The sequence below is a fragment of the Moorena sp. SIO1G6 genome (assembly GCF_010672795.1).
GTDB lineage: Bacteria > Cyanobacteriota > Cyanobacteriia > Cyanobacteriales > Coleofasciculaceae > Moorena > Moorena producens.
Genome location: NZ_JAAHFZ010000020.1, coordinates 93,635 through 120,257 on the forward strand (window position 1 = coordinate 93,635; position 26,623 = coordinate 120,257).

A 26,623-nucleotide genomic window follows, 5' to 3' on the forward strand; every position below is an offset into this window, starting at 1 on the left:
AAATTAATAATGTCCACAAAATCAATCCATAATTTCAGATGAGTAACAATTTTCCTCCTTCCGACAACCAAGGTTCTAAACCCAAGAAAGCCAAGCTCTTATTGGTGGGTTCTCCTGAAAAGGTTCGCAAAACAATTAATGCCATTTATTCCCTTAAGTATGCGGAGCCGGACGAGTGGAGCACTCCGGAGCCTACCGGAAAGCCTGGTGAGGTTATGACCTTTTTGATTCGATACTTTTACGTAGATTAAGATAGGATTTTGCCAGGGTTGCCCCCTGGCAAATCAGAACTGGTGAAGGATGTTTTGTGGAGGAATATCAAGCAGCATGAAGCAGAATGAGTTGGGATGTTGTTGCTTTCCAGCAGTTGCTGACTAACTCGATAATCATGTCATAACTGATCTGAAATTATCGATAGTTGAGTGCAGCTCAGCTGTATTTGTGGAAGGTTAAAGTACATAATTCGGTCAAGGATTGGGGTTAACCTAAACTTGACCGATTTTTTTTTTAGGGAGTCGGGAGTGTGGGGAGATAGGGAGATAGGGGGATAAGGAGATAGGGAGTAGGGAAAAAATCCTGTGTACCTAATTAATATGAGAAACGCTATTATTTCCCGGATTGGTCAAACCGCTGTCTGATATTGGCGCGAATATCTTCCCAATCCTGGGCTGTCATCGCTGTTGGCTCTCCCCTACTTAGTCCTTTGAGAATTTCCATTTCTAGGGCGTATCTAGTTTTCTGCTTTTGGTCAGCTCGAATTAGCTCTCGAATGTACTCGCTAGCGCTGCTATAACCCCCTACGGCTACCTGAGTTTGAATAAACTCTTTCATTTCCGAGGGCAGGGCAATGTTCATTGTGTCCATGGGGATACTTAGTTGCTTACTGCTTGTTTATAGCTACATTGTCAATAATTGCCAATGCATTGTAAATGTAGAGACTGGCTCCCCACTCAATCCAACTCCAACGCCTATGTTAACGGTTGTTATTACTTAGCCTGTGCCCTGGCCTGACTGGGTGACAAGCTTCCCGAAACCGATGTGGGCGCACCTGTTTAACTATCAGTAATGGGTTCCCGTAGCGGCTCAATGGGCACGCATCCCTTTCTCAACCAACACACTGCAACAGCTACACGTTAGGTGACAAAAGGGTTTTGAGTCTTGAAGTGGGGTGAATGGCGTGAGTCGAGAGAAAAAAATTGCTGCTAACTCGAAAAATTCCAAAATTGGGTTTTGAGATCGTCTTAAGAGTGTAGAGACTGAGGACAGAAACTCAAATTTTGTCCAAAGTCTAAAATTAATAAATGGAGAAAGAAATGATGAATTCGTCATTCCAGTCTGTGAATTACCCTGATCGGTATATTCGCCACAAGGGTTTCATGTTCTACATTGAACCTATTCGATCTGAGCTAGACCGACAAGACGCGAGCTTTGTATTAGTCCCGGGGCTAGATAACGAAGCTTATTTCTCTTTTAGGTCTGTTAATTATCCCGATCACTTTTTGAGACATCAAAATTACGAAATCAAACTACATACATCGGATGGAAGCGATCTTTTCAGAAAAGATGCAACTTTCAAAATCGTACCAGGATTGTATGGAAATGGAGGCTTCTCTTTTGAGTCAATTAACTATCCTGGTTATTACATAAGGCATCAAAATTATCAATTGTACCTTCATCAATCAGATGGCAGTGAACTCTTTAAGAGAGATACCACCTTTAGTATAGTCAAAGGTTTTATTCAGTGAAGCAAAGCTGTAATAATTAGACTCGACAAACAGGTGGGTAAACCCTGACGGGGTTGTCACCCCGTGAGCTGAGACCCCTATTACAAAAAGCACCCTTAGGGGTACAGGATAAACCCATCTAAATTAGAGCGATCGCTACAAGATAGGCGATCGCTTTTTTTGCTGACTGCTTTTTATAATTGAGCGATCGCGTAGCGGCTATCGCGTAGCGGCTGACGAGCATTGCTTTCTCAACAAACACACTGAAATGGCTACAAGTTAGCTGACAAAAGGGTTTTGGGCTTTGAAGTGAGTTGAATGGGGTGAGTCGATAAAAAAAATTGGTGCTAACTCGAAAAATTCCAAAATTGGGTTTTGAGATCGTCTTAAGGGTGTAGAGACTGAAGACAGAAACTCAAACTTTGTCCAAAGTTCAAAATTAGGAGAGAAACTGAAGTTTGAAAATCGAAGTTTTCTCCAATCAAAAAAAAACGACCCAACAAAGAGAAGCAAGATGAATATTACATACCAAAATGAAGTTATACCAAAAATTTAAAGTCCTGACATACATAAAGATTGCAAAATCCAAGACCAGCCCGTTAGACTACCTACAATTGCATTAGATAAAGAGTTTAAATTTTTATCTGTCTTGGCTCTTAAAGAGTCTAAAGATTCAAACAATTCCCAAGCCAAATCTTGTTTGAGATATTCCCAGAATCTTTCAATAGCATTAACTTCGGGACAATAAGGAGGCTGAAAAAATAGAATAATATTATCAGGAACTTCTACTTCTTGACTCGTGTGAATAGGAGCATTATCAATGAGAATAATCAGAACTTCATTAGGAAACTCTTGAGATAATAAAGATAAGTATTTGTTAAAACAACTAGCATCTAGATGAGAAAACTCATAAAAGAAACTACGTCCTTGTTTTGGTTCTACTGATCCATATATCCAAAAGTATTGAAAATTAAATTGATGAGTATGTACTGGTTTGACTCCTTTAAGTGTTAATCTTCTGGGACGAAACCTTAGATAGTTGAGCCTTATTACAAAAGACTTGAACCTTTTACGCATAACCGACTAACTATAAAGGCTCAACTATCTTACGGTAACTTCAAAGCGCTCAATTGTATGTAAGCCCAATCGAGTTTCATCACTACACCAAAAAGTAACTTTTTGGTACTGATTGATTATATGCTTTTGATGTTCCAATAATAATTTAAGCTTTTCTGGAAAAGTGGCTATAAATTCTTCTACTTCTCCGGGTAGTTGTTTTTTACTTCTCGGTCTCACTACTTTTAACTTAGCTTTTAACTCTTGATTAACTATTCGATGTACTGTACTGTAGCTGAGCCATATTTCCCAGAAAATAAATATCCACAGTTGAACTTCTTTATAACTCTTAAATCCAGCCGGGTCTCTTAATTCTTGTTGTAATTTAGCTACCTGCTCTATTTTTAATTTTTTCGGTCTGCCCGTCTTCGGCTTTTCTTTGAGTAGTTCTTCAATTCCTGACTGGCGATAAATTTCCAACCAACGATGAATTGTTCTTTCAGTTCTACCAACAAGAACAGCTAAATGTCTGACGGTTTCTACAGCACCAATCTTCCAAAGATATAGGCTTTGAACTTTGGCAAATCCCAAGGCAGTTTTTTGCTGATTCATCAGCTTTAATAATCTCTCAGGAGATTCAATAACATTTAGATTAGCTACTCCAGTCATGGTTATTTATAGTTGTTTTATTAATTTAAGTATGACACGACTTTTGAAAAATGGTATTACCATGGAAGTTACTAGCGCCGACAATCGGCTCACCGTGTTGTTAAACCCTGATGGAGACCGACCCACATACACGGTTTATTGTTTCGATGCTTATCTTCCCAGCAATATCGGTGCTAACATCAACCTGACGGACACTATTAGCAAAGTTGGAGGCTCAGGAACACTCGCTTTGATCGGCTCCAACTTCATTGGAGGAGGGCAGTTCTATATCGAGATTAAAACTGATGGTGAATCGGCCCTTGTCATTAACGAGAATTTACCTCAATGGACATCCCAGCAATGGAAGGTAGAAATTACCAAGAGTTAGTCAGTTTTGCTTGAAGGAGAGTAGGGTTGGTGACAACCTTACTTAATGCGATCGCGTAGCGTGGCCATAGGCCAATCGCATATCTGGTCGGGTGCATTAACAACGTGTAACGCACCTCTTTAATTATCAGTAATGCGTTCGCGTAGCGGCTTTTTCAGAGCATCACTTATCCTAGGGTTAACACTCCCATGGGAAAATCCACAACTAAACGCTTTGTTCGTAACCACAAAACACCTAAAATAATATTCACCAATTCATTCCCTCCTAACACCTCAACCGTAAACTCCTCTTCCTCAATAACCACCTTGGCCTCATATAAATTAAACTGTGCTTCTCCCCTTGCTGTTTGCATATCTCTTGTATAGTTATAATTTCTCCACCCTAAACTATCTGCATCTTGATTATCAATAGCTAACCAACCCGTAAACCCTGTATCTAACATCGCCATTACGGGAACAATCTCTCCATCAGCAGAGATCAAGCCAACTTCAAAAAACAACTCTCCTCGATTATTAAATTCCCCTTGGATCATATTGTTCCACAAGTTCCTGTTTCATTAATTCGCATAATAATACATTTTTTTTGTGGATGTTGAGAACGTGATTTTGCCAGCGCTACCTTTTCATCTTCATCGATAAAATACTCCCCACTATCAGGTTCAATAATAATAAACCAATCATAATGCTCTTGAATCAACTCTGGTTGTACTCGCTCAAAGACCTCTCGACAACGCTTATAAAATACTGCGTCTTCTGCTTTAATTCTGGCTTTTTCTTCAGGAGACAGTCGTTTCTCCGGAAAAACCCGTCCTCGCCTTACAGTGTGATGGGAAGATGATTGTGTCATTTTAGTTATACAAAACGCTGTAGATAGGTTTATAATAACAAATATATCCCTCCTCAAGTTATTTCACCCTCTTCATGCCCCATAAACTAGCCAATTATTCGGGTATAGATGATCAGCTTTCTCAATAGCTTCAACCGCCCTCTTATTTTCACCCCTCTCAGACAAAAACCGAGCATAATAACACCAGCCATAAGGATTATTTGGATACTGCTCAGTAAACTGTTTCAATATAGCCAGGCTTTTTGCCGATTCTCCTCGCAACCGATAATAGTCAGCCTGCAACTTATGAGCATCAGCGGAGTGGGGAGCGAGTTTCAATACAGCATTAACTATCTTTTTAGTCTGTTTCCCTTCCTTACCCAATACTAATTTCATCTGGCAACGATAGGCCAAGCGTCGTTTTAAAACTGAGTAATCACCAGGAGCTAACTCTTCTGCTCGACTTAACTTCAACTCTGCTGACTGAAAATCACCTACTACTAGGAGTGCGTCATAACTGTGAATCAAAGCCACAATATCATCTGCCTGAAGTAACAAGATTTGCTCAAAAGCGTTCAAAGCAGCGTGAGCATGATCCAGTTCCATCTCAACTCGCCCCAATGCCAGCCAGTGAGACGGATTTTCTGGCTCAGAAGATGCGGCTGTCTCAAAGGCTTTTACTGCTTTGTCTGGCTGACGCCGACAGACCTCTATCAAACCCCGGATATGATGCCCAGTAGCAACATTACTGGATAATGGCAAAGCACTGTGATAAACCTCAATTGCCTTAGCCACCTCTCCCATCAACTGTAAAAGTTTCCCCAGTTTCAACCTTACCTGAATTAATTGAGGTTGCCGCTGAATAACTTGGTCATACTCCTTAACAGCCTGCTCCCAGTTTCCAGTTTCATAGAGTAAATCAGCCAATTCCAACCGTTTTTTCCATCCAGAGGGATACTGCTGCACATAGTTAGTTAAGGTTTTCAACTTCTGCTGTTTTCGGGTGTTTTTTTTATCTAATACCAGTTTTACATTTAACTCGATCTTTGAAGACTGGGATGAAGACTGGGATAAGGTTACCAAACAGGGGGTAGTGTTTCTAGACATATCGCTGTTACCTGATAATTAATCTGATCATTAATTTGCTCAAATTTGCACTCTGTCGTCGGAGTTTGAGATAGAATAACTGATTTTTTATTTTTAAAATAATCAAAATTATCATCCTCTCCAAGCTCTTTTAACAAGGGGGGATAATTATCTATTCCTGATAGATACTGCTTCAACTGCTTTTCCATAATTGCTCGCCCCTTTTGAATCCGTTTGTAAACGTTATCCACCGAGAGAGCAAGTTTTTTGGCAATGTCTGGGTAGGGTATATCTTGGTAAAAATGCAGCACAAAAGGCTCTCGCAGTTGGGGAGACAGAGCCTTTACTTCACGGCAGATGTACATTCGTAACTCGCGACGGAGAATAGCTGACTCAGGAGAGTACTGACTAGAGGCTAATGTCTGGTGTTCTCCTCCTGCCATTTCTTCAATGCTCTCCATACCCATTGCACTTTTGTGGCGTTTTCGATGCAGATCCACGCATAGGTTATGAGTCATTCGAGTTAGCCATGCTTTGGGATTAGTAATTTTTTCGGCATGGTGTGGTAGTTTCTCCCACGCCTTGATTCTGGCCAAACTTAATGCTTCTTCAGCATTGGTGCGATCGCCTCCCATCCAAGTTACGCACCGACCGTAAAGATAGTCTTGATTGAGTAGCCATAATTTCCAAAAGGCAGTGCTATCGCCTTTAGATATACGTTTTAATAGATTAATCTCGTCTAATTTTGGTTCTGTTTTCATTTTTTTTAGGGAATCGGGAATCGGGAATCGGGAATCGGGAATCGGGAAACAATTCTGTGTACCTCATAGCTAGGAAAAACGCTGTATATATTAATGTTAATGCTGCATCAGTTGTTTTTGTTTAGCGTAAATTTTTTTCAGGTGCTTCTTAACAGTATTGATGCTGATATATAGCTGATGGGCAATTTCTTCGTAAGTAAAGTTGGCTTTTTTTAGTAACCAGACTTCCTGCTCTCTTTGACTTAGCCCATAGTTAATAACATCAGTGATAGCGGAATTTTTGGTAGATTGATGTTGATCTTCTAGGGTGACTAATAGGTAAGGGTCTCGGGATAAGTCTAACGTTAACCATCTCACCCTAACCCGAAACTCAACTGACTTATTCACTTTAATTTCATCTTCTAAAAATCGTTTGCGATCGCTAAACCACTCACGACTATCAATTAATGATTGGCAAACTCGCCAAATTGGCTCAGGAATAGAATTTATTGGTAACTTACCTTGAGAGATTTGAGAGCACATTCGACGTCCACACTCATTGGCATGAAACCACTCTTGGTTAGTAGTTAGAATCAGCACCCCATCAACAAAGCCTTCAATAATTGCTTTGAGCAGTAATGGCAAACCTTCGTCTGAATTTAACTCCGGCTTACTGCTTTCGGCTTTAGTAGCTTCTTCACTGCTTGAATCAGCAACTTGGTTAACATCAATACCAATGGGTTTGGTCAAGAGTTGTTGATTAGTCATGGTGAAATGTCATTATGATAAATTAATTGGGGTTATTCGTAAGCATTAAGCTATCAGGCTTCAGCTTAAAATAAACCTGGTTGGCGTAGCGTGCCCATAGCGAAACGGTAGAATTGAATAGTTCGAGATTAATGATAATTTAAAGTCTGGGTAAAAGCTCTTGGCCGTTGGCCACAACCGCTGTGAATTCACTCAAATTAAACGAATGCTGAACTGTTTTATTCTGGTTTCCTAGTTAACCCTGCCCATAGCGCATAAGCTGAATGCTGAATGCTGAATGCTGAATGCTGAAATTATTATCAAAAATAAATTCGCTGTAATCAGCTAGGTTATCTAGTCCAAGGAAGTTGAGTAAAATTTCCAACACTAGCCATAATGTTGTTCTGGCTAATAGTTTTTTATAAAGCACATTCATGGTTTTCTTTAGGATAAAATTACTAGAATATATACCAGTTGTTTGACTCAGTGGTGCGTTACGGGCAGCAACCTAAGCCGGGGGTTGAGGCTGAAAATTAGGGTGAGCGCCCCTAGGGAGTGTCTTCAAACTCGGAGATCCCCCTAAATCCCCCTTAAAAAAGGGGGACTTTGAGTATGGCTCCCCCCTTTTTTTAAGGGGGGCTGGGGGGGATCATAATCATGCGACAAACTTTGAAAACACGCCCTAACGCACCCTAAAGAACTATTGCCTATTGCCTATTGCCTATTGCCTATTGCCTTTTGCCTTAAATTGCTATATATTCATCAAACCCGACTGCATACTGACTTACCGCCTGAGATGATCTGACTTGTGACTAACTTGTGAATAATTTGTGACTGACTTTTCGTCTGTCAATGGTATAATTCCGGCATTCAAGATTCCATCAGCCATGTCCAGGTCGCTCAAAGTCCGTCAGGAGTGCATTGAAAAAGTTAAACTGGCAGTCAGGCGTAACGGTTTTCCGAGCCAGAGGGCTTTGGCTGAAGATGTGGGGTTTGCCTTAGCCACAGTTAGCAACTTCCTAACTGGCAAACCCGTTGACTATATTACTTTTGAAGAAATTTGTCATAAATTGGCACTGGAATGGAGAGCCATTGCCAATTTAGATTTTGACCTGCCATCCCAGGCTGTAGATGATGTAATATCCCAGACTGTAGCTCAAAACCCACAGATCAGAAGCTCTAGCAAACGCCAAGACTTGGGAGAAGCAATTGATGTTACCAATTTCTACGGGCGCAAGGAAGAATTAGCCACACTCAAACAATGGATTATTCATGACCATTGCCGACTGATTACCTTAATTGGCATGGGTGGAATTGGTAAAACAGCTTTGTCTGTCAAGTTAGCCCAGCTTATACAATCAGAATTCCAGTACCTGATTTGGCGAAGTTTGCGTAATGCCCCACCCATTCACGAGCTTTTGACCGACCTGATTGGGTTTTTGTCCCATCAGCAAGAAACCACTTTACCAGAAAGCTTAGATGGTAAAATCTCCTGTTTAATCGACTATCTGCGGGCAGAGCGTTGTTTGTTCATCTTAGATAATGTAGAGTCAATTCTATCCCCTGACCAACGGGCAGGAGCCTATCGCCCAGGATATGAAGGCTATGGGCAGCTGCTCAGAAGCTGGGGGGAGACTAACCATCAAAGTTGTCTGGTGTTGACTAGTCGGGAGAAACCCAGAGAAATTAGAAATAAAGAAGGTGTAAATGCTCCCATTCGTTCCCTGAGGTTACCTGGCTTAACCGAGGGAGAAGGGGAAAAAATTCTCGCAGAAAAAGGCTTTTCTGTCTCAAAAGAAGAATGTCAAGCACTGATAGAGTTTTATGCAGGCAATCCTTTAGCGTTGAAGATTGTTTCCACCACAATTTATGAGTTGTTTGACGGCGACGTGGCTCAGTTTTTAGAAGAAGGCACTATTGTATTTGGTGATATTTCAGATTTACTCGACCAGCAGTTTAATCGCTTGTCCACGTTAGAAAAACAAGTGATGTACTGGTTGACAATTAATCGAGAATGGGTTTCATTTAAGGAGCTACAAAGGGACAGTATTCCGGCTGTTTCCTTCAAACATTTATTAGAAACCTTAGAATCTCTCCAATTGCGGTCACTGATTGAGAAGACTTCGGGGAAATTTACTCAACAACCCGTGGTGATGGAGTATGTCAGCGATCGCTTAATTGAACAGATTTTTCAAGAAATTCAAACGGGAGAAATAGCCCTATTGCAGCGCTGTGCTTTAATCAAAGCTCAAGCCAAAGATTATGTTATAAATGCCCAAATTGAGCTGATTCTAAAACCGATTACCGAGCAACTACTAAACCTGCTTGGTCTCCCGGAAAATGTGCAAAACTATTTGAATCAAATTTTATCAAAACTGAAGTCTTTTCCCCCTCGAAAACCAGGATATGCCGGGGGGAATGTTCTCAATTTACTCTGGCAGCTTGATCTTGACCTGACTGGCTATGATTTTTCTAACTTAACAGTTTGGCAAGCTTACCTACAGGGCATGAATTTGCATGGAGTCAACTTTTCCAATGCCGATTTAAGTAAGTCAGCTTTGACTCGCACCTTAGGGGGGGTTTTATCAGCGACCTTTAGCCCAGATGGGAAACTCCTGGCAACCAGTGTGGATAATGAGATTTGGTTGTGGGACGTTGCCAATATCAAACAAATTATTACCTACAATGGTCATAGGGCTTGGGTGCAATGCCTGGCTATTAGTCCAGAGGGAGAAATTTTAGCTAGTGGTAGTAACGACCAAACGATCAGGTTGTGGAATGTCCAGACCGGGCAATGTCTAAAAACATTGCGAGGTCATACCAGTTGGGTGCAATCCCTAGGGTTTAGTCCAGACGGGGAAATTTTAGCTAGTGGTAGCCATGACCAAACGGTAAAGCTGTGGAATGTTCACACCGGAAAATGTTTGCAAACCTTGTCAGGCCATAGCAATCCGGTATTTTTTACTACCTTCAGTCCCAAGGGACAAAGGTTGGTCACTGGGGGTGAAGACCAAACTGTGAGAGTCTGGGATCTCAACACTGGTTCTTGCCTGCAAGTCCTAGAAATCCCGATCAATTGGGTATTATCGATTGCCCTTAGCCCAGATGGACAAACATTGGTAACTGGAAGTGATGGCACAACGGTAAAATTTTGGGATTTAGCTAGTGGTGAGTGTATCAAAACATTACCAGACTACAACAGTTATGTGTGGTCAGTTGCTTTCAGCCCAGATGGTAAAACACTGGTGACTGGTAGTGAGGATACAACGGTTAAAATCTGGGAGGTGGAAAGCGGGAAATGTCTGCAAACGTTGCACGAGTATAGCAATTCCCCTTTAGGTAATAGCTACCCTTCACGGATTTGGTTGGTTGCTGTTAATCCGGATGGTCAAACCTTGCTGAGTGTGAATGAAAACCAAACCATGAAGTTATGGGATATCCACACGGGACAATGTTTAAGAACAGTGGATGGGTATAGTAATTGGATATTATCCGTTGCGTTTAGTCCAGATGGTGAAATGTTGGCCAGTAGCAGCGAAGACCAACGGGTAAGATTGTGGGATATTGAGACGGGCCAATGTTTACAAAATTTTTCAGGACATACTAATCTGGTCTCATCCGTCACCTTTGCTCCCAAAGACGATCAGATTCTGGCCAGTAGCAGCGACGACACAACTATCAAACTTTGGGATGCAAATACAGGAGAGTGTTTGCAAACCCTGTGGGGACATGATAGTTGGGTGCATTCGGTCAGCTTCAGTCCAGAGGTCGAAATTTTAGCCAGTGCCAGTCGTGACCAAACCGTAAAGCTTTGGGATTGGCATACGGGAGAATGTCTGCACACCTTAGAAGGGCATGTTCAGCAGGTCAAAACCATTAGTTTCAGTCCCTGCGGTAAAATCCTAGCCAGTGGTAGCCATGACAACACGATCAAACTTTGGGATGTCAGTACGGGAAGCTGTTTACAAACATTGCCAGGTCACGGGGATTGGGTTTTATCGGTTGTGTTCAGTCCTGGTGGAAATCTGCTGGCGAGTGCCAGTGGAGACCAGACGATTAAACTGTGGGATGTTGAGACGGGGCAATGTCTACAAACCTTATCCGGTCACAGATCTCGAGTCAGAACCATTGCCTTTAGTCCAAATGGCAAGAGTTTAGCCAGTGGCAGTGATGACCAGACTGTTCAACTGTGGGATATCAGTACAGGTAATGTTGTTAAACTATTTCAGGGACACCACAAAGCAGTCCGGTCAATTGCCTTTAGTCCTAATCGTCCTGTGTTAGTGAGTAGCAGCGAAGATGAAACCATTAAGCTTTGGAATCTTGATACGGGTGACTGTATAAAAACCTTGAGAATTGATCGACCCTATGAAGGGATGAATATTAAAAACGCCATTGGTTTAACAAAAGCTCAGAAAAACACGTTAAAAGCTTTAGGTGCGGTAGAGAAAGGCTAAGAGGCAATAGGCAAGAGGAACCCACCCCTAACCCCTCCCAGGAGGGGAAGGCAATAGGCAATAGGCAAGAGGAACCCACCCCTAACCCCTCCCAGGAGGGGAAGGCAAGAGGCAATAGGCAAGAGGCAATAGGTAAGAGGCAATAGGCAAGAGGCAATAGGCAAGAGGCAATAGGCAATAGGCAAGAGGCAATAGGTAAGAGGCAAGAGGCAATAGGCAATAGGTAAGAGGCAAAAGTTTACTACAACAGCGTTTCAGCTTGTATCAATGTCCTCTTAATACGTAGTGCTATAGCTGATCGCTGATCGCTGATCGCTGATCGCTGACGGCAGCGCAATGGTTCTAGCTTCCTTGACAAATCAGCTCATAATATGCTATTTTAGAAATAGAGCTTATTATAATAAAGCCCGGGTAAGCGCAAGAAAAATTAAGCAAAAATGTGATATGCGGCAAGGATTATGACCAGAGTAAGCCTTGATTCTCATAACTATTGCGCTTAGTTATCACTATTTTTAAGAATAATTTATTGAGTCTTGCCCTTGCCCTGTATCATAAAATTGGGGTGCATAAAAGTGGCTATGGAAAATACAGAATCTAACCAAAATTCTGAAGATAAAGTAGTAGAAAATACAGCTGGCGATACTAACCCCTTAGGGGACCCTCGCTCCGACTCTCAGGAAACAGTAACAACTCCTGAAAAAACTGAAGTGAAAGCTGGATCGAGTGATGAAAATGTCGAAACAGATAATCAAGACACTAAAGAAATTACCGCACCAGAATCTAATACAACTACTAGTGAGCGTTCTCCAGGAAAAACCGATAGAGGTTTATAATCCAGGAGTTATATTCTTGGGCGAGAATTGACCAACTCAGCCGGGAGCATGTCACCTTTGTAATTAGGTACATAGATCCCCCCTAACCCCCCTTAACCAAGGGGGGAATTAGATGAAAAAGTGCTCCTGATGAAGGAGGAAATTAGATAAAAAAGTTACCCTTATTAAGTAAAAAAATAGATGAAAAAGTGCTCCTGATGAAGGAATAAATTAGATAAAAAAGTGCTCCTGATGAAGGAATTAACAAAACTGACATGCTCCCACTCACCTAGGGGCAATCTTCGACAATTATGACCTACAATATATATGCGCTGCTGGTAGCTATTGATGAATATCCCAGTCCTGTTCCTTCTTTGAATGGCTGTGTCAATGACATCCTAGAAATACAGGACTATTTGCAAGGGCGGGTCGCTGCAGATGGAGATAAACTTCACATCCGCACACTCTTGAATCAAGATGCTACCCGTCAGGCAGTTATTGATGGTTTTCGGGAGCATTTGTGTAAAGCTAGCCGTGAAGATGTTGCTTTCTTTTACTACGCGGGACATGGTTCTCAAGAGCAAGCCCCACAAGAGTTTTGGGCAATAGAGCCAGACCGATTGGATGAAACTCTAGTCTGTTATGAAAGTCGCACTGAGGGGGGTTGGGACTTGGCAGATAAGGAGTTAGCCAAGCTAATTTCTGAGGTAGCTGAGAAAAACCCCCACATTGCTGTGATTTTAGACTGCTGTCACTCTGGTGCTGGCACCCGTGGGGATTTAGAAGGAGAAACAGCAATTCGCAAAACTTCCACTGACAAACGCCAGCGACCTTGGGAGAGTTTTATTTTCTCCTTGAGTGAAACTGACAAATTATCAGCTGCCCTCAGCCCAGAAAAAAATCCTAGTGGTTGGAGTTTCCCCACAGGAAAACATATCGTCCTAGCTGCTTGTCGAGATAGTGAGACGGCGAAAGAATTCAACAGCAATGGGCAACCAAGAGGTGCGTTTTCTTACTTTTTGCTGGATACCTTGAAGAAAGCCAATGGTAGCCTGACTTATCGGGATTTATTCAAGCGTGCCAATGCCCTAGTCCGCAGTAAGATCACCGCCCAATCTCCCCAAATCGAAGCTACGGAGTTGAGTGATTTAGACCAACCTTTTCTGGGCGGTGCGATCGCTAACCGTACACCCTACTTTACTGTCTGCTATGACAAAAACCACGACTGGGTGATTGATGGTGGTGCAGTTCACGGCATTTCTAAACCTGTTGGGAATGACACCACAATACTGGCCTTGTTTCCCTTTGACACCCCCACAGAGGAACTTCGCCAACTCTCAACCGCAGTAGGTGAGGCAAAAATTGTCGAAGTAATGCCCCAGCTGAGTCAAATTCAAATTAGTGGTATTGGGGATTTAGATCCCGACATGACCTGGAAAGCAGTCATCACTAGTCTGCCCCTGCCACCGAAAGGGGTTTTATTGTCAGGAGAACCAGCTGGTGTAGAATTAGCCCGTACCACCCTGCTCAACACTGGTCACAATCAGCCTTCCCTGTATGTTCGGGAAGTGGCAACCCCTGAAGCTGCCGAGTTGAAATTACTGGCTCGTGACGGTAACTATTTAATTACACGACCAGCGGATGACCGTCCTCTAGTGGCTGCCATTTCCGGTTACACCGATGCCACTGCCTTGCAGGCGATTCAGCGATTAGAACATATCACCCGTTGGCTGAATATCACTGAACTGGCCAGCCCAGCCACCAGCCGCATTCCCCCTGATGCCGTGCAAATGCTGATTTACCAGCAGGATGGGTCACCTTTGCTAGATCCTCACATTCGCCTGGAATATCAACAGGAAAATCGCAGGTGGCGATCGCCCAGATTCAAAATTAAGCTGAAAAACACCAGTAATGAGCCGCTTTATTGCGCTCTTCTCGATTTAACCGACCGTTACGCCGTCTCAGCTGAGTTGTTAGATGGGGGCGGAATTTGGCTGGAACCAAGGGGGCAAGAGGGAGATCAAGCCTGGGTTAATCGCGGCAATCCAATTTATCCTGAAGTCCCCAAACAACTATGGCAAAAAGCGGGGATTACGGAAGTTAAAGATATTCTCAAACTGATTATCTGTTCGACGGAATTTGATGCCACTTTGCTCCAACAACCAGAACTTGACCTACCTCAACGGATCTCGCCTACACCCCGTCGCGGTAATGGTACCCTGAACCGCTTGATGCGAAGGATTCCAGCTCGTGACCTCCGCAGCAGACCAGAAGAAGACGAAATCTATGATGACTGGTTAACTAGCCAAATTAGCATTACTACCGTGCGTCCTCTACACAGTACTCCTATTCCCACAGGGGACGAGTCTGTCTTTCTGGGAGTAGGTTCCACCCTATACGCCCATTCGGAATTTAGAGCAAAGGCACGTCTAACCACTCTCACCCAATCAACCAGGGATTTAGGTAACCACATGTTACCACCGATACTGCGGGAGGACCATCCGGGCATTGAGTCTTTTGAGTTTACTAGCAGTCGGGGAACGGATCCTGGTTTAAGCGCGCTGGAATTAACTGAGGTGGAAAATCCGTCAGCCGTTACACCGAAAAATCCCCTGAAACTTATTGTTGATCGACCCCTTGCTTCTAATGAACAACTGTTACCCATTAGCTACGATGGGGAGTTTTTCCTGCCTTTGGGACGGGCTCGGTCTACCCCGGAGGGCAAAACGGAGATTTTACTGGAACGGTTAACAGAACCAATTAGTGAAGGTAGCCGCAGCTTGGGGGGTTCAATCCGAATTTTCTTCCAAAAAGTAGTGTCTCAACAACTGGGGCTAGACTTTAGTTACCCAATCTTGGCAGCAGCGGATGTCACTGGCTCTGGCGTGGTCAACTATACAGTCAACTATACAAGAGAGGTTGAACAAGTCAAGTCGCGGGTTGCCCAAGCCCAACGCATAGTCCTCTACATACACGGTATTATTGGTGATACCAAGAGCTTGCTGCCCAGCCTTCGCTCCGCCCAGGTTGAGGTGGATGGAACAGAAAAACCCCTGGCCGAATTATATGACCTGGTACTCAGCTATGATTATGAGACTATAAATACCTCAATTGTAGAGAATGCTAAATTGCTGAAGCAGAGACTACAAGCTGTAGGGTTAGGGGAGAACCACGGTAAAATTTTTCACATTGTCGCCTACTCCATGGGAGGGTTGGTTTCTCGTTGGTTTATTGAACGAGAAGGAGGTAATCAGGTAGTTGGGCATTTAATTATGCTGGGTACACCCAATGCTGGTTCCCCTTGGTCTACGGTTGAAGATTGGGCATTAGCTACCTTAAGTATCGGTTTAAATGGGCTGTCAGAATTTACTTTGCCAGTACCAGTGATGGGGATTTTGCTTAAGGCTATTAACCAGTTTGCTGATGAGATTGAAACTATTGATATTTCCCTAGACCAGATGCATCCTGGTTCTGAGTTTTTGGAACAATTAGCAGCAAGTCCTGACCCCAAAGTACCTTACTCAATTATTGCTGGTAATACATCTATTATTCCTGCCGCCCTGAAAGCAGAAGCCAATCAAACTTCTAGTCCCTTGCAACGACTAATGGAGAAGTTATTTGATCAAGCTGTAGCTATGGCTTTCTTTGAGCAACCCAATGATATCGCTGTTACAGTACAAAGTATAAAAAGCGTAGGTTCAGACCGGACTCCACAACCGCAAATCCTGGAAATCGGCTGCGATCACCTGGTTTACTTTGCTGAACCAGTGGGGTTAACTGCGTTTTCTCAGGCGGTGATTCAAGCCCTAGAAAACAGATCTGATTTTGCAGGTACAACTACTACTGTGGCAAATCCTGTGGTTAATGATATTACTAATAATTCTTCAGGGAACAAAGCACTGAAATGGTGCATTATTGGGGTAGTTGGAGTGTTAGTAGCGGGTATTATTGGTTGGCTGGTATTAAAGCCATCCAATAATACCGAACCTAGTAATCAATCTCAACCAAGCCAGAATCTAAACCAATGATGCGTAAGCAGTCAGCGGTCAGCGGTCAGCGGTGCGCGTAGCGCATTAACTGAATGCTTACTTGTAAACACAATTCTTGTATAAAAAGGCTTGCATACAAGAGGCAAAAGCCAAGAGGGGAAATAGATCTGGAGTTTTATTGGACAGTCAAAAAATACCTCCTAGGTTTACATCTCATTTATAAACCCTATATACGCCAATGAAACTACTGTAAAGATTTATTACGAAACTAATAATTTATGCGTAAAGTCAACAGATTATCTTGGGGAATAAATAGGGAGCATCCCAGTTTGGAAAAACTATACCCCAGCTGTGTGAGCGTCATTATACCGCCCACATATAGCAGAAGTCAGAAGTCAGAAGTCAGAAGTCAAACTCTTGCGCTTACTTAGGTTTAATACTTTTGTCATGTTCTAACTACCCTGTCTTGATGCAGTCGCTCATGGGGGAAACCCCCAAGACCGCGCTGCATCGCTGGCGACTGCTATAAAAAGATATTTTTGCCAAAAAAAATGGGATGCTCCCAATCAAGAGTATTCAAGTTATCTTTATAAGTGCTTTTAAGTGCTTTTAGCAGAACATGTTTTCTCGAAATCTCGCCTTTATCACCGGCATCAATAACTACACAAACGGCATTTCCCCCCTCAACACTGCCGTAAACGATGCCAAAAAACTAGTGGAAATTCTCCGCAAAAAGCATGATTACGAAGTCTGGGAATGCTTAGATGAAGTGGCAACTCTGTCTAACTTTAACAAATTTTTATCCCATACCTTACCCGAAAAAGTCACTGAAAATGACCGCTTATTATTTTACTTTGCTGGTCATGGAGTCGCTCTCAATGGGGATGATGGCCCGGCTGGTTACTTAATTCCTCAAGATGCCAAACTGGGGGATACTAATAGTTATCTGCCCATGACCAAGTTACACGATGCTTTAATTCAATTACCCTGCCGTCATTTTTTGGGTATCCTCGACTGCTGTTTTGCTGGTGCTTTTAAATGGTCGAGTACTAGGGATTTATTAACCTCGCCAGAAGTAATTCACCAAGAGCGTTATGACCGTTTTATTAGTGACCCGGCATGGCAAATCATTACTTCTTCAGCTTCTGACCAAAAAGCCCTCGATAACTTTAATTTAGATAGCGTACGCGGTCAAGTCGGTAATCATTCCCCTTTTGCTAGTGCATTATTAGACGCTCTCGAAGGTGCAGCAGATATCTATCCTCCTGCTACCAATGGTAAACCGGCTGGAGATGGGGTAATTACAGCCACAGAATTATATTTACATTTACGGGATCGAGTCGAAATTCCCACAGAAAAATGCCGTCTGCGACAAACCCCTGGAATTTGGTGTTTAAATAAGCATGATAAGGGAGAATATATCTTTCTTTCTCCCGGACATGAACTTAATTTACCACCAGCACCACCTTTAGATCAGTCACAAAATCCCTATCGGGGCTTAAAGTCCTTTGAGGAGAAACACAGTGCTCTGTTTTTCGGTAGAACATTACTAGTAGAAAAGTTACAGAATTTTGTCAAAGCTAATCCCTTAACAGTGGTGTTGGGTGCTTCCGGTTCTGGTAAATCTAGCTTGGTCAAGGGAGGATTAATTCCCAACCTACGGCAATATAAAACTTGGTGTATTCTGCCACCCATCCGTCCTGGTGAGACGCCCTTGCAAGCGTTAAATAATGTGCTATGTAATGCTAACTTACCTAATGTTGAGCCACAAAACCCAGAGCATAACCTGGCAATGAGCATTGATGTTTGGGCAAAAAATAACCCCAACTCTAAGTTATTACTGTTTATTGACCAAAGCGAAGAAATTATTACACTCTGTCGAAACTTAGATGAGCGTCAGGAGTTTTTCCAACAGATACTCACAGCCATCAATGCCCATGGGGATAAATTACGGGTAATATTAACCCTACGGTCTGACTTTGAACCCCAAGTCAGGGATGCTGGCTTAAGGTTTGTCCCCACAGACTATAACGTGGAAAACACTGTGCTTAAAAATCGTTGGCACAGCAGACGATTTATTGTACCAGGGATGACACGAGGGGAACTAAAGGAAGCCATTGAGAAACCGGCTCAAGCACGGGTGATGTATTTTCAGCCCCACGAATTAGTTGAACAATTAATTGATGAAGTGGCGGATATGCCGGGAGCATTGCCCCTGCTGTCTTTTGCCTTGAGTGAATTATTCCTCTTGTATTTAAGGCGACAAAGAGAAGCACAATACAGGGGTATTACTATTGACCGGGCGTTGACTCAAGCCGATTATCAGGAATTGGGGGGAGTAATGCGATCGCTAACTCAAAGGGCGGATGAGGAGTATCAGAAGCTAGTTAATGAAAACCCCGCTTATGACCAAGTGATCCGTCATGTGATGCTGCGGATGGTGGCACTAGGTGGGGGTGAATTAGCCCGTAGGCGGGTACCTTTATCGGAATTGGAATATCCACCAGCGAAAAATAGTTTAGTTAAGGAAGTAATTGAGCGTTTTAGCACAGCACGGTTATTAGTAGAAGGACAAGATAGTGAGGGGAATCCTGATGTAGAACCAGCCCATGATGCTTTAGTACGGGGATGGCAAAGATTGCTGGGATGGAAGCAAGAGGAGGAGGAAAGCCTACTTCTGCAACGGCGGTTAACTCCGGCGGCACAGGAGTGGGAAAGCCAGCAGAGGGCAAGGTTTCTTTGGCATACTAACCCACGTCTGGATTTGTTGAAAAAGGTACTCAATTCTGAGCATAACTGGCTTAACCAAGTAGAAACTAAGTTTGTGCGGCGTAGCGTCAGGCGCAAAAGCTTCAATACTCGTCGGAATTGGGTTGTTGCGATCGCAGTTATGCTGGGGTTAGGTACAGGTTTAGTATTTTCTTTGATTGGTCAAAGAAACGCCCTGATCAGTCAAATTCAGACTGATCGTCAAGCCGCTGAAGTAAACTTACCACATTTAGAAGCTTCGCTTGCCAGTTTACGAGCAGCGAAATCTCTTAAAGATTGGCCTTGGTACTTATTCTTATTTAAGCCTGAGCCTAAGCTTAAAAGACAAGTTTTAACAACAGTGCGCAAGGTGGCTTATGGAGTAAGAGAACGGAATCGCCTAGAAAAACATCGAGGCAGAGTGATCGGTCTTGGTATTAGCCAGGATGACAGTAGAATCGGTAGCGTTGATGAGACGGGATTGATCTGCATTTGGGACAGGTCAGGCAAACTTCTGAAGAATCATTGTAAAGCAGATCAAGCAGGCTATCTTGACAGTGCCAGTTTTAATCCGGATGTCAGTTTAGTGGCTATAATTACTAGCGATTGGAATCCTGGGCGACGATACGGACCACGAATGCCGTATTCCTTAAATTTATGGAACTTAGAAAATGAACAGGAGTATCCCCTAGTAATAGCCGACTTAATATACGACACCTTGAATCTAGCAAGGGAGGTTGTCTTTAGCAAGGATGGCAAGCAACTTGCTCTTATGTCTGAGTCGAATAAGAATGATCATCCTTATGATTTTAGGTACTGGGAATTATCAGATCAAGACCTATCAGTTCAAAAAATATCCAAAAACCAATTTAAAGGAGAACCACAATTCTCGATGTTATGGCTAGATTCACTAGATCCAATTTATAGCAGTGATGGTAAGACCGTAACTTTTCCGAAACACCAAAGGTTTTCTAATGATTATAAAAACACATTAGTTTTACAAAAGCCGTCTTCTCCTGATAAGATTACAATCGAAACCAAGCACACTTGGATAGAAAGAGCGGTTTTCAGCCCTGATGGTCAGCAGTTGATTACCGCCGGTAGAGATGGTCTGATCAGTATTTGGGACTTTAAAGCTAATCAAGTTCCTGATTCAAGTGATAATCCTAAACTATTCTCGTCGAGTGGTCAATTAAAGAGATACGAAGGAAGCTCAACAAATAATTTATTCCAGGAATGTCACTCGGAGTTTACTACAGACCTTTGGGAAATTTTTAGCCCTGATCAGAAGTTAAAGGTTACCACCGGCTTTGACGGCACCGTCTGTTTGTGGGACTCAAATAACACAAAATTAGCCAAATTACCAGGAATACAAAACTCGGAAATGATTGTCAGTTTTAGCCCTGATGGCAAGTTACTGGCTACTACTGGATTAGTAGATCGTATCGTTAAGTTATGGGATGTAGAGACCAAGGAGCAGGTGGCAGAATTCAAGGTAGAGAATGAAACTGATGATTACTCCAATATCAATCTCAGTTTTAGCCACGATAGTAAGCAAGTGGCTATGGTTGAGATAAAAGATGATGATAAAGAAATACTTGGGTTGTGGAAGATTAAATCATTGGATGAACTCATGGTGCAGGGTTGCAATTGGGTGCGTGACTATTTGGAGAATAATCCTAATGTCAGCGAGAGCGATCGCCATCTCTGCGAGAATGTTAATAAGTAGTTACCTGAAGGTAAAAGTTTTGGTAGCCACCATTGTATTTTTTGCAATTGGCTCATCTTTCTAATTGTCTAATAATTTGCGATTGGCCGTAGGCCACGCTACGCGATCGCTCTCCAAAAACTGTTGGTAAGAAAGTGCGATTGGCCTACGAGTTCGATTTGCTATCAGCAACAGATAGTGAACGCATCCATTCATCCAAATCCTCGGGTTTCGTAAAGTCCAACAACGCCTCCCCCAAAGCTTCAAGCTGAGGGAGGGATAAGGCTTGAACCTGCGTTCGCATTTCTGGGGACACTTCGCCGATGCGACGCAAGAGTTGGCGGAGGATGAGAGATTGTTCCCCTTCGTGACGGCCTTCATCCTTAATGTCTTGATAAATTACAGACTGCTCCATGATATCTGTGCGTAAAACCTGCTTAATGAAGTCCCTCTTTAATAATAGCCCTGCTAGAATCCCAGCACACGCAGCCACATTGCTCTGTATCCTCATTTCTGGAATCGTCTCAACTCTTGCAGCCACCTGACGCAAGGTTTGAGCAGCATCGGGGGTTTGTGTCAGTACAGCCAAGGGCAATAACCCCGTCGATTCCAGAAACAGCTGAGTTGGTTGTTCCCATAGCCGAATGACCTCAAATTCGTGACGAGTACCAGGAATCTCAAACGCTGTCTGATAAACGAGTTCAGAAGTTGAACGGGTCAAATAAATGACCACTTGGCGCATCTGCTTATTTGGAAAACGGCGGAAAACTCTTAGGCGGTAATCTGCCATTCAGCAAGGCCATAGTTGAGTCAGGTTGAGTCTGAAACTCGACGTGAAGGACGAAATCATCAGAATTCAGCAAAATCAAGGCATCCGCTCGAATGGGTTCAAGGGACAGTTCAGATGGACTGAGTTGGGTCATGGTGATGGGTTCACCAAGTAACCAGGAGGCAAAATCTTCCGAAAAGCTCTCAGCGAGGAACTTGCAGGTATTATCGAACATAGAACGATTATATCAAACTGCCCGTCTGAGGGATTCTACTGGATGGGGGCTTTCCTGAAGTAGTGCGATCGCGAAGCGTGACCAAAGGTCAATCGCTTTCTCGAAACTTTTGTTACATAAATGCGATCGCGAAGCGTGACCAAAGGTCAATCGCTTTTAGCGTGGCCTACGGCCAATCGCGCAGCGGCTCCAAGCATCGCTTCTTTCAACTTTGAAGCGAATCACTCGACATCGATGAAATGGGGATCGAATGCTAAACTTAAGCTATTGATTGCAATTCCCTTCGAGGTATGATTAAACCAAGGGGTAGTAATGGCTGAATCTTACTTAATTTATCTTGATGTTTGTTGCTTAAATCGTCCTTTTGATGATTGGCGACAAGATAGAATTCGATTAGAAGGACAAACAATTCTAGATATTTTTAAGCGGTTTTATTCAGAAGAATGGAAGCTGGTAAGTAGTGAAGCTATAGAAGCAGAATTAAACCGAATGGTTAATCTTGACAAACTAGACAGGATTAGAAAATTATTACAGGTTGCTGAAAATCAAATAATTTTAACCGATGAAATAGATAAACGTTCTCAAGAACTAGAAAATTTAGGATTTGGTTTGTATGATTCTTTTCATATTGCTTGCGCTGAAACGGCTAAGGTAGATGTATTATTGACAACGGATGATAGATTACTCAAGAAAGCAATTAAGTATAGCCATCTCTTAAAAGTAAAATTAGATAATCCTGTAACTTGGTTAATGAACACTTTTGTATTAAAAGGAAATAACAACAATGACACCAATTGAATTAAGACAAAAAGGGTATTATGCCTTAGTTAAGGAATTAGGGCAAGTTGATACAATTCGTTTTTTACAAGATGTAGGATGGGGTTTTGGTGATTACACTCAAGAACGTCAACAGTCTCTAAAAAATGTGACAAGATCTGATTTTTGGCAAGATATTCAAGAAATTAGAGCCAAAAAAGACCTTGAAAATCAATGATTCTGTTGCAGCCAGCGATCGCCTGATAAAAACTCCTCTGGCAAGACATTCAAGAAATTAGAGCCAAAAAAGACCTTGAAAATCAATGATTCTGTTGCAGCCAGCGATCCCCTGATAAAAACTCTTCAATCCGTTCCTCTGTATAGATCTCAATCGGATACACTCCCGCAGGACGCAGTATAATTCCACCATCAGCAGTAGTTTCTACCAGTAGCATAGTTTCACCCTCCAACCCTAGACGCTTGAGAATTGCTTTGGGAATAGAGAGTTGACCTTTTTTTCCTAGCTTGATTACTTCCATAATTCCAAATAGCCATAATCCGGCAAACCGGACTTTAAGTAAATAGTAATCGATCAGGCTTAAAGCGTGCTCGTTTGGCTACATCACCAGAGAAAAGGACATACGAGGAGAACAATGACTATTAATAATCAACAGGATCAGGATCGGCTAGATGAATACGATTTCAGCAAAGGCATACGTGGTAAATATGCTCAGAGATATAGCGAAGGTAGCAACATTGTTAAGTTGGATGACGATGTTGCTGAAATGTTTCCAGATGAAAAATCAGTTAATGATGCACTGCGGGCTTTAGCTAATATTATTTCTATCAACACTTAGCTTAACAGCATAAAAAAGAAGCGTAGGCTAACTTAGTTGATCTTGGTTGAGAAGTAGTGCAGTCAGCCGAGCTATGCCTGTAGGGCTGATCGCGTAGCGTGGCCGTAGGCCAATCACACCAAAAGCATTACCTACGAGTTCGATTTGCGATCAGTAACAGATAGTGAACGCATCCATTCATCCAAATCCTCGGGTTTCGTAAAGTCCAACAACGCCTCCCCCAAAGCTTCAAGCTGAGCAAGGGATAAGGCTTGAACCTGCGTTCGCATTTCTGGGGACACTTCGCCGAGGCGACGCAATAGTAGGCGGAGGATGAGAGATTGTTCCCCTTCGTGACGGCCTTCATCCTTAATGTCTTGATAAATTACAGACTGCTGCATGATATCTCTGCGTAAAATCTGGTTAATGAAGTCCCTCTTTAATAATAGCCCTGCTAGAATCCCAGCGTTGCTGATTCTGGGTATGGTTTCGCCCCCCTCGCTTGGGGGATTTAGGGGGCTTTAATAAAACCAGATGATCGCGCATTCATTCCTTAATTCAGCAACGCCCTTCCTTCTGGGTTATAAAGCTGATCTCTAACAGCCTCAAGATCTTCTGGAGGCACTGATAAGATGTCATAGGCCATCTTGTTTGTTCCTTCTTCCAGAAGTTTTGACCACTTTTTGGCAAGATCAGCATTCTCCTCTTTTTGAATAGCCTCAACGACATTGAAGCCAATAAGTAAGGTAGTTCTACCAGTACCATCTGTCGCTGCAACTCGATCAATCGATCTGCCATGTCTTGCGATCGCAGTATCTTCTCCTCTTTTCTTTTTCCGCTCAACTTCCTGTTTCTCAATTTGCAGCATCAGTTGAGCTTCTATGTATTGCTGCATCTTGGTCTAGACAAGATAGCTATTTCGTAACTTGAGTTGCCTTAGTCGTTCTAGGTTGTCGGAGAAAGTCCTGATCTCTACGGGGACTCTTGGGAATTTGTTGCCATCTGAACCTGCATTTAATCCTTCAACTGCGGCATGGCGACTATTGCCATCGATAATTATTCCCCATTGATCAACTAAGATAGGGACTAATTCTGGATTCGACCCATCCAAGTCCTTGATCAACCGTTCCACATTTCCAGAGTTGTTGATATAGATCAGTTCATTGAATGGGAGTCTGATTAATAACTCTGGGTCAACGTCTGCTAGTTCTTCCTCAAAGAATAATCGTAAATTTCCATTATATGACATGACTGCCATATTTTTCGCCTTTTTGGAGTAGGAAACATAGCCACCACACCAGACAATCCCCTGGCTATCCCACAAGGATGGAGGGTGTAGGGTGTGGGGTGTAGGGTATGGGGTGTGGTGAAAATAGGCATGTACACAAATTAGCTAGAAAAGGCTTCATTAACCAACATTTACCTGATTTAATCGTACATTAGCCGATTCAACCATCCCCACCAACTTTCGCGAAGCTCGGTCTTTTTTCCCTACACCCTACACCCTACACCCTACACCCTACACCCTACACCCTACACCCTACACCCTGCCTAACACCCTACCCCCTGAGCTACAATAGACTCTTAACGGACTGCGCTTTGAGGAGATCCCGTCATGAATTCTATTTCAACAACCATTACTCTGCAAATTCCTGACTTCCTCTATCAGCGCTTGGTCAACACTGCCCAAGCAACTGAACGCTCTCTTGAAGCTGTCATGCTCCATGCTTTACAAATTGGTAGTCCCCCCAATTGGTCTGATGTACCTGAAGAATTTCAAGCAGATCTAGCTGCCTTAGATAGGTTGGAAGACCAAGCTTTGTGGCCGATTGCCCAGAGTAAAAAAACACCGGAAGAAATGGAGCGTCACTACTGGTTGTTAGCTCAAAATCAAGAGCGTTCTTTAACAGATGCAGAACAGATTGAACTTGAGCAGCTTAAGATTTCAGCAGATCGTTTTATGCTACGCAAAGCTCATGCAGCGGCTCTCCTGAAATGGCGCGGTTACCCAGTTCCTCAAAGTATTGTGTAACCTCATGGCCTATATTCCAATATCTTTGAAGAATGAGATCTATCGCCAAGATCGCCGTTATTGTTGCTATTGCCAAACCAGTGAAGCAAATAGTGGTATTCCTTTAACTTACGATCACATTTTACCACAGCTCTATTGGGGGAAAGAGCATATTTTCAAATGTTTGCCTCGCCTGCTATACCTGCAACCAATTTAAATCGGATACAACTGTTGCCCTCGACCCTTTAACTAGTCAAACTGTTCACTTATTTAATCCCCGCACTCAGAATTGGGATGAACATTTCTCATGGAATGTGGATTTCACAAAAATTCAAGGACTAACCCCTGTGGGACGAGTAACAGTCATTACGCTCAAAATGAATAATCCCCTCGTTTTAGAAGCACGGTTTCGATGGACAATTAATGGTTGGCATCCCCCATCTTTTCTAGGGGAAAGATGAGCATAAAGTCTCAAGAGGTGACAACAAAGCTAAAAAGGAGACTGGGTGTAGGGTGACCGGGTGTGGGGTGTGGTGAAAATGAAGGTACGTATCACTGGTATGTGGGCTTGATCAAGCCTCACTCTCCCTGATTCAATCATCCATTACCCAATTCAATTTTCTCTACTAACAAGGTGTTGCTCTTCTTTTTTCCCTACACCCTACACCCTACACCCCACAACCTGCCTACTTTTTAATTCACTTGTCACCCCGTGAGATATGGGCGTACACTTTTGTGATTATAAAAAAATAATATCAAAAAATAACACCCTCCGATGATAATATTGGCCAGATAACCCAGATGCCCAGATGCCAGTTCCTCGCAATGCAGACTAATGCGCACTGACAGCCTATTTTATAAAATCTTCCAAACCCTCCCTGGCACTCTCTTTGAACTCCTGGGAGACAACACTCAACTGGCACAAAACTATACATTTAAGGCCATCGAACTCAAAGAACTCGCCAAACGCACCGACGGCGTATTTCTCCCCAAACGAGATGGCGACCCTATTTATTTCGTAGAAGTCCAATTTCAGAAAGATGAAGACTTGTACTACCGCCTGATGCAAGAAGTGTTTGTCTACTTAG

26 protein-coding genes and 2 pseudogenes are annotated in these 26,623 nt (G+C 42.8%); 12 read left to right on the top strand and 16 right to left on the bottom strand.

Going from position 1 to position 26,623, the window contains the following annotated elements; genetic code table 11:
- Positions 1-38 precede the first annotated feature (38 nt).
- Positions 39-251, top strand: a complete 213-nt coding sequence (locus tag F6K63_RS19960) for a hypothetical protein (RefSeq protein WP_287312973.1) — start codon at positions 39-41, stop codon at positions 249-251.
- A 355-nt stretch (positions 252-606) separates the two neighbouring features.
- Here the strand turns inward: F6K63_RS19960 and F6K63_RS19965 are convergent, their stop codons facing one another.
- Positions 607-855 carry a type II toxin-antitoxin system ParD family antitoxin gene (locus F6K63_RS19965; protein ID WP_287312974.1) on the bottom strand — a complete coding sequence of 83 codons (249 nt, stop codon included), beginning with the start codon at positions 853-855 and terminating at the stop codon, positions 607-609.
- A gap of 461 nt (positions 856-1,316) precedes the next feature.
- Between F6K63_RS19965 and F6K63_RS37340 the strand changes: the two genes are divergently transcribed.
- On the top strand, positions 1,317-1,745 hold the full coding sequence (locus F6K63_RS37340) for an AbfB domain-containing protein (RefSeq protein ID WP_353813059.1): 429 nt from the start codon (positions 1,317-1,319) through the stop codon (positions 1,743-1,745).
- 118 nt (positions 1,746-1,863) lie between these two features.
- On the opposite strand, the gene F6K63_RS19970 is transcribed toward F6K63_RS37340, so the two are convergent.
- The 3 genes and pseudogenes from F6K63_RS19970 to F6K63_RS19980 all read right to left on the bottom strand — a co-directional run bounded on the left by F6K63_RS19970 (position 1,864) and on the right by F6K63_RS19980 (position 3,449).
- Complete coding sequence (locus tag F6K63_RS19970; RefSeq protein ID WP_287312975.1) at positions 1,864-1,986, bottom strand: hypothetical protein; 123 nt, start codon at positions 1,984-1,986, stop codon at positions 1,864-1,866.
- A 290-nt stretch (positions 1,987-2,276) separates the two neighbouring features.
- A pseudogene (locus F6K63_RS19975) lies at positions 2,277-2,744 on the bottom strand (IS630 family transposase); the annotation flags it as partial.
- Positions 2,745-2,825: 81 nt separating this feature from the next.
- Entirely contained in the window at positions 2,826-3,449 is a 624-nt protein-coding gene (locus F6K63_RS19980; protein ID WP_287312976.1) for a helix-turn-helix domain-containing protein, read from the bottom strand.
- Between the two features lie 31 nt (positions 3,450-3,480).
- Between F6K63_RS19980 and F6K63_RS19985 the strand changes: the two genes are divergently transcribed.
- On the top strand, positions 3,481-3,816 hold the full coding sequence (locus tag F6K63_RS19985) for a hypothetical protein (RefSeq protein WP_287312977.1): 336 nt from the start codon (positions 3,481-3,483) through the stop codon (positions 3,814-3,816).
- 166 nt (positions 3,817-3,982) lie between these two features.
- On the opposite strand, the gene F6K63_RS19990 is transcribed toward F6K63_RS19985, so the two are convergent.
- From F6K63_RS19990 to F6K63_RS20010, 5 genes are all read right to left on the bottom strand, one after another.
- Positions 3,983-4,360 carry an aspartyl protease gene (locus F6K63_RS19990; RefSeq protein WP_353736727.1) on the bottom strand — a complete coding sequence of 126 codons (378 nt, stop codon included), beginning with the start codon at positions 4,358-4,360 and terminating at the stop codon, positions 3,983-3,985.
- Positions 4,345-4,662: a hypothetical protein gene (locus tag F6K63_RS19995; protein WP_071103994.1), complete on the bottom strand. Its 318-nt coding sequence runs from the start codon at positions 4,660-4,662 to the stop codon at positions 4,345-4,347. The genes F6K63_RS19990 and F6K63_RS19995 overlap by 16 nt, the downstream gene beginning before the upstream one ends.
- A gap of 72 nt (positions 4,663-4,734) precedes the next feature.
- Entirely contained in the window at positions 4,735-5,748 is a 1,014-nt protein-coding gene (locus F6K63_RS20000) for a tetratricopeptide repeat protein (protein WP_287312978.1), read from the bottom strand.
- Positions 5,718-6,488 carry an RNA polymerase sigma factor gene (locus F6K63_RS20005; RefSeq protein WP_287312979.1) on the bottom strand — a complete coding sequence of 257 codons (771 nt, stop codon included), beginning with the start codon at positions 6,486-6,488 and terminating at the stop codon, positions 5,718-5,720. Before F6K63_RS20005 ends, F6K63_RS20000 begins: the two co-directional genes overlap by 31 nt.
- A gap of 96 nt (positions 6,489-6,584) precedes the next feature.
- Positions 6,585-7,235 (bottom strand): helix-turn-helix transcriptional regulator, encoded by a 651-nt coding sequence (locus F6K63_RS20010; protein WP_287312980.1) that lies wholly within the window; start codon positions 7,233-7,235, stop codon positions 6,585-6,587.
- 866 nt (positions 7,236-8,101) lie between these two features.
- Here F6K63_RS20010 and F6K63_RS20015 point away from each other — a divergent pair.
- Positions 8,102-11,671, top strand: coding sequence for a WD40 domain-containing protein (locus F6K63_RS20015; protein ID WP_502708332.1), 3,570 nt, complete (start codon positions 8,102-8,104; stop codon positions 11,669-11,671).
- A gap of 81 nt (positions 11,672-11,752) precedes the next feature.
- On the opposite strand, the gene F6K63_RS20020 is transcribed toward F6K63_RS20015, so the two are convergent.
- Positions 11,753-11,905 carry a hypothetical protein gene (locus tag F6K63_RS20020; RefSeq protein ID WP_287312982.1) on the bottom strand — a complete coding sequence of 51 codons (153 nt, stop codon included), beginning with the start codon at positions 11,903-11,905 and terminating at the stop codon, positions 11,753-11,755.
- Positions 11,906-12,249: 344 nt separating this feature from the next.
- Between F6K63_RS20020 and F6K63_RS20025 the strand changes: the two genes are divergently transcribed.
- The 3 genes from F6K63_RS20025 to F6K63_RS20035 all read left to right on the top strand — a co-directional run bounded on the left by F6K63_RS20025 (position 12,250) and on the right by F6K63_RS20035 (position 20,949).
- Complete coding sequence (locus F6K63_RS20025; protein WP_287312983.1) at positions 12,250-12,504, top strand: hypothetical protein; 255 nt, start codon at positions 12,250-12,252, stop codon at positions 12,502-12,504.
- A 290-nt stretch (positions 12,505-12,794) separates the two neighbouring features.
- The gene (locus tag F6K63_RS20030) at positions 12,795-16,511 is read left to right on the top strand and encodes a DUF7379 domain-containing protein (protein WP_287312984.1); all 3,717 of its coding nucleotides are present in this window, start codon (positions 12,795-12,797) and stop codon (positions 16,509-16,511) included.
- Positions 16,512-17,091: 580 nt separating this feature from the next.
- Entirely contained in the window at positions 17,092-20,949 is a 3,858-nt protein-coding gene (locus F6K63_RS20035; RefSeq protein WP_287312985.1) for an nSTAND1 domain-containing NTPase, read from the top strand.
- 145 nt (positions 20,950-21,094) lie between these two features.
- Here F6K63_RS20035 and F6K63_RS20040 read toward each other — a convergent pair.
- Positions 21,095-21,932, bottom strand: a pseudogene (locus F6K63_RS20040) (Rpn family recombination-promoting nuclease/putative transposase).
- Positions 21,933-21,944: 12 nt separating this feature from the next.
- Positions 21,945-22,082 carry a hypothetical protein gene (locus F6K63_RS20045; protein WP_158026366.1) on the bottom strand — a complete coding sequence of 46 codons (138 nt, stop codon included), beginning with the start codon at positions 22,080-22,082 and terminating at the stop codon, positions 21,945-21,947.
- 162 nt (positions 22,083-22,244) lie between these two features.
- Between F6K63_RS20045 and F6K63_RS20050 the strand changes: the two genes are divergently transcribed.
- The gene (locus tag F6K63_RS20050) at positions 22,245-22,730 is read left to right on the top strand and encodes a PIN domain-containing protein (RefSeq protein WP_071103986.1); all 486 of its coding nucleotides are present in this window, start codon (positions 22,245-22,247) and stop codon (positions 22,728-22,730) included.
- Complete coding sequence (locus F6K63_RS20055) at positions 22,717-22,926, top strand: hypothetical protein (protein ID WP_071103985.1); 210 nt, start codon at positions 22,717-22,719, stop codon at positions 22,924-22,926. The genes F6K63_RS20050 and F6K63_RS20055 overlap by 14 nt, the downstream gene beginning before the upstream one ends.
- Before the next feature lie 82 nt (positions 22,927-23,008).
- Here F6K63_RS20055 and F6K63_RS20060 read toward each other — a convergent pair whose 3' ends face one another.
- Positions 23,009-23,227, bottom strand: a complete 219-nt coding sequence (locus F6K63_RS20060; RefSeq protein WP_071103984.1) for an AbrB/MazE/SpoVT family DNA-binding domain-containing protein — start codon at positions 23,225-23,227, stop codon at positions 23,009-23,011.
- Positions 23,228-23,341: 114 nt separating this feature from the next.
- Between F6K63_RS20060 and F6K63_RS20065 the strand changes: the two genes are divergently transcribed.
- Complete coding sequence (locus F6K63_RS20065; protein ID WP_287312986.1) at positions 23,342-23,545, top strand: hypothetical protein; 204 nt, start codon at positions 23,342-23,344, stop codon at positions 23,543-23,545.
- Between the two features lie 131 nt (positions 23,546-23,676).
- Here F6K63_RS20065 and F6K63_RS20070 read toward each other — a convergent pair whose 3' ends face one another.
- The 3 genes from F6K63_RS20070 to F6K63_RS20080 all read right to left on the bottom strand — a co-directional run bounded on the left by F6K63_RS20070 (position 23,677) and on the right by F6K63_RS20080 (position 24,848).
- Positions 23,677-23,925 (bottom strand): DUF4351 domain-containing protein, encoded by a 249-nt coding sequence (locus F6K63_RS20070; protein WP_287312987.1) that lies wholly within the window; start codon positions 23,923-23,925, stop codon positions 23,677-23,679.
- A 152-nt stretch (positions 23,926-24,077) separates the two neighbouring features.
- Positions 24,078-24,419, bottom strand: a complete 342-nt coding sequence (locus tag F6K63_RS20075) for a hypothetical protein (protein ID WP_287312988.1) — start codon at positions 24,417-24,419, stop codon at positions 24,078-24,080.
- Between the two features lie 6 nt (positions 24,420-24,425).
- Positions 24,426-24,848, bottom strand: coding sequence for a ParB N-terminal domain-containing protein (locus F6K63_RS20080; protein ID WP_287312989.1), 423 nt, complete (start codon positions 24,846-24,848; stop codon positions 24,426-24,428).
- A gap of 291 nt (positions 24,849-25,139) precedes the next feature.
- Here F6K63_RS20080 and F6K63_RS20085 point away from each other — a divergent pair, with 291 nt between their 5' ends.
- Together F6K63_RS20085 and F6K63_RS20090 are read left to right on the top strand one after the other, a co-directional pair.
- On the top strand, positions 25,140-25,556 hold the full coding sequence (locus F6K63_RS20085; RefSeq protein ID WP_008189230.1) for a hypothetical protein: 417 nt from the start codon (positions 25,140-25,142) through the stop codon (positions 25,554-25,556).
- A gap of 814 nt (positions 25,557-26,370) precedes the next feature.
- The coding region (locus F6K63_RS20090; RefSeq protein WP_287312990.1) for a DUF2887 domain-containing protein at positions 26,371-26,623 on the top strand (253 nt) is incomplete at its 3' end.

Coding starts and splice junctions, on each gene's coding strand:
- F6K63_RS20035 (WP_287312985.1), top strand. CDS start 17,092: ATGTTTTCTCGAAATCTCGCCTTTATCACCGGCATCAATAACTACACA.
- F6K63_RS20085 (WP_008189230.1), top strand. CDS start 25,140: ATGAATTCTATTTCAACAACCATTACTCTGCAAATTCCTGACTTCCTC.
- F6K63_RS19995 (WP_071103994.1), bottom strand. CDS start 4,662: ATGACACAATCATCTTCCCATCACACTGTAAGGCGAGGACGGGTTTTT.
- F6K63_RS20010 (WP_287312980.1), bottom strand. CDS start 7,235: ATGACTAATCAACAACTCTTGACCAAACCCATTGGTATTGATGTTAAC.
- F6K63_RS20030 (WP_287312984.1), top strand. CDS start 12,795: ATGACCTACAATATATATGCGCTGCTGGTAGCTATTGATGAATATCCC.
- F6K63_RS20050 (WP_071103986.1), top strand. CDS start 22,245: ATGGCTGAATCTTACTTAATTTATCTTGATGTTTGTTGCTTAAATCGT.
- F6K63_RS20060 (WP_071103984.1), bottom strand. CDS start 23,227: ATGGAAGTAATCAAGCTAGGAAAAAAAGGTCAACTCTCTATTCCCAAA.
- F6K63_RS20025 (WP_287312983.1), top strand. CDS start 12,250: ATGGAAAATACAGAATCTAACCAAAATTCTGAAGATAAAGTAGTAGAA.
- F6K63_RS19985 (WP_287312977.1), top strand. CDS start 3,481: ATGACACGACTTTTGAAAAATGGTATTACCATGGAAGTTACTAGCGCC.
- F6K63_RS19960 (WP_287312973.1), top strand. CDS start 39: ATGAGTAACAATTTTCCTCCTTCCGACAACCAAGGTTCTAAACCCAAG.
- F6K63_RS20065 (WP_287312986.1), top strand. CDS start 23,342: ATGACTATTAATAATCAACAGGATCAGGATCGGCTAGATGAATACGAT.
- F6K63_RS37340 (WP_353813059.1), top strand. CDS start 1,317: ATGAATTCGTCATTCCAGTCTGTGAATTACCCTGATCGGTATATTCGC.
- F6K63_RS20055 (WP_071103985.1), top strand. CDS start 22,717: ATGACACCAATTGAATTAAGACAAAAAGGGTATTATGCCTTAGTTAAG.
- F6K63_RS20005 (WP_287312979.1), bottom strand. CDS start 6,488: ATGAAAACAGAACCAAAATTAGACGAGATTAATCTATTAAAACGTATA.
- F6K63_RS20070 (WP_287312987.1), bottom strand. CDS start 23,925: ATGCAGCAGTCTGTAATTTATCAAGACATTAAGGATGAAGGCCGTCAC.
- F6K63_RS19980 (WP_287312976.1), bottom strand. CDS start 3,449: ATGACTGGAGTAGCTAATCTAAATGTTATTGAATCTCCTGAGAGATTA.
- F6K63_RS20015 (WP_502708332.1), top strand. CDS start 8,102: ATGTCCAGGTCGCTCAAAGTCCGTCAGGAGTGCATTGAAAAAGTTAAA.
- F6K63_RS20075 (WP_287312988.1), bottom strand. CDS start 24,419: ATGCAGCAATACATAGAAGCTCAACTGATGCTGCAAATTGAGAAACAG.
- F6K63_RS19965 (WP_287312974.1), bottom strand. CDS start 855: ATGAACATTGCCCTGCCCTCGGAAATGAAAGAGTTTATTCAAACTCAG.
- F6K63_RS20000 (WP_287312978.1), bottom strand. CDS start 5,748: ATGTCTAGAAACACTACCCCCTGTTTGGTAACCTTATCCCAGTCTTCA.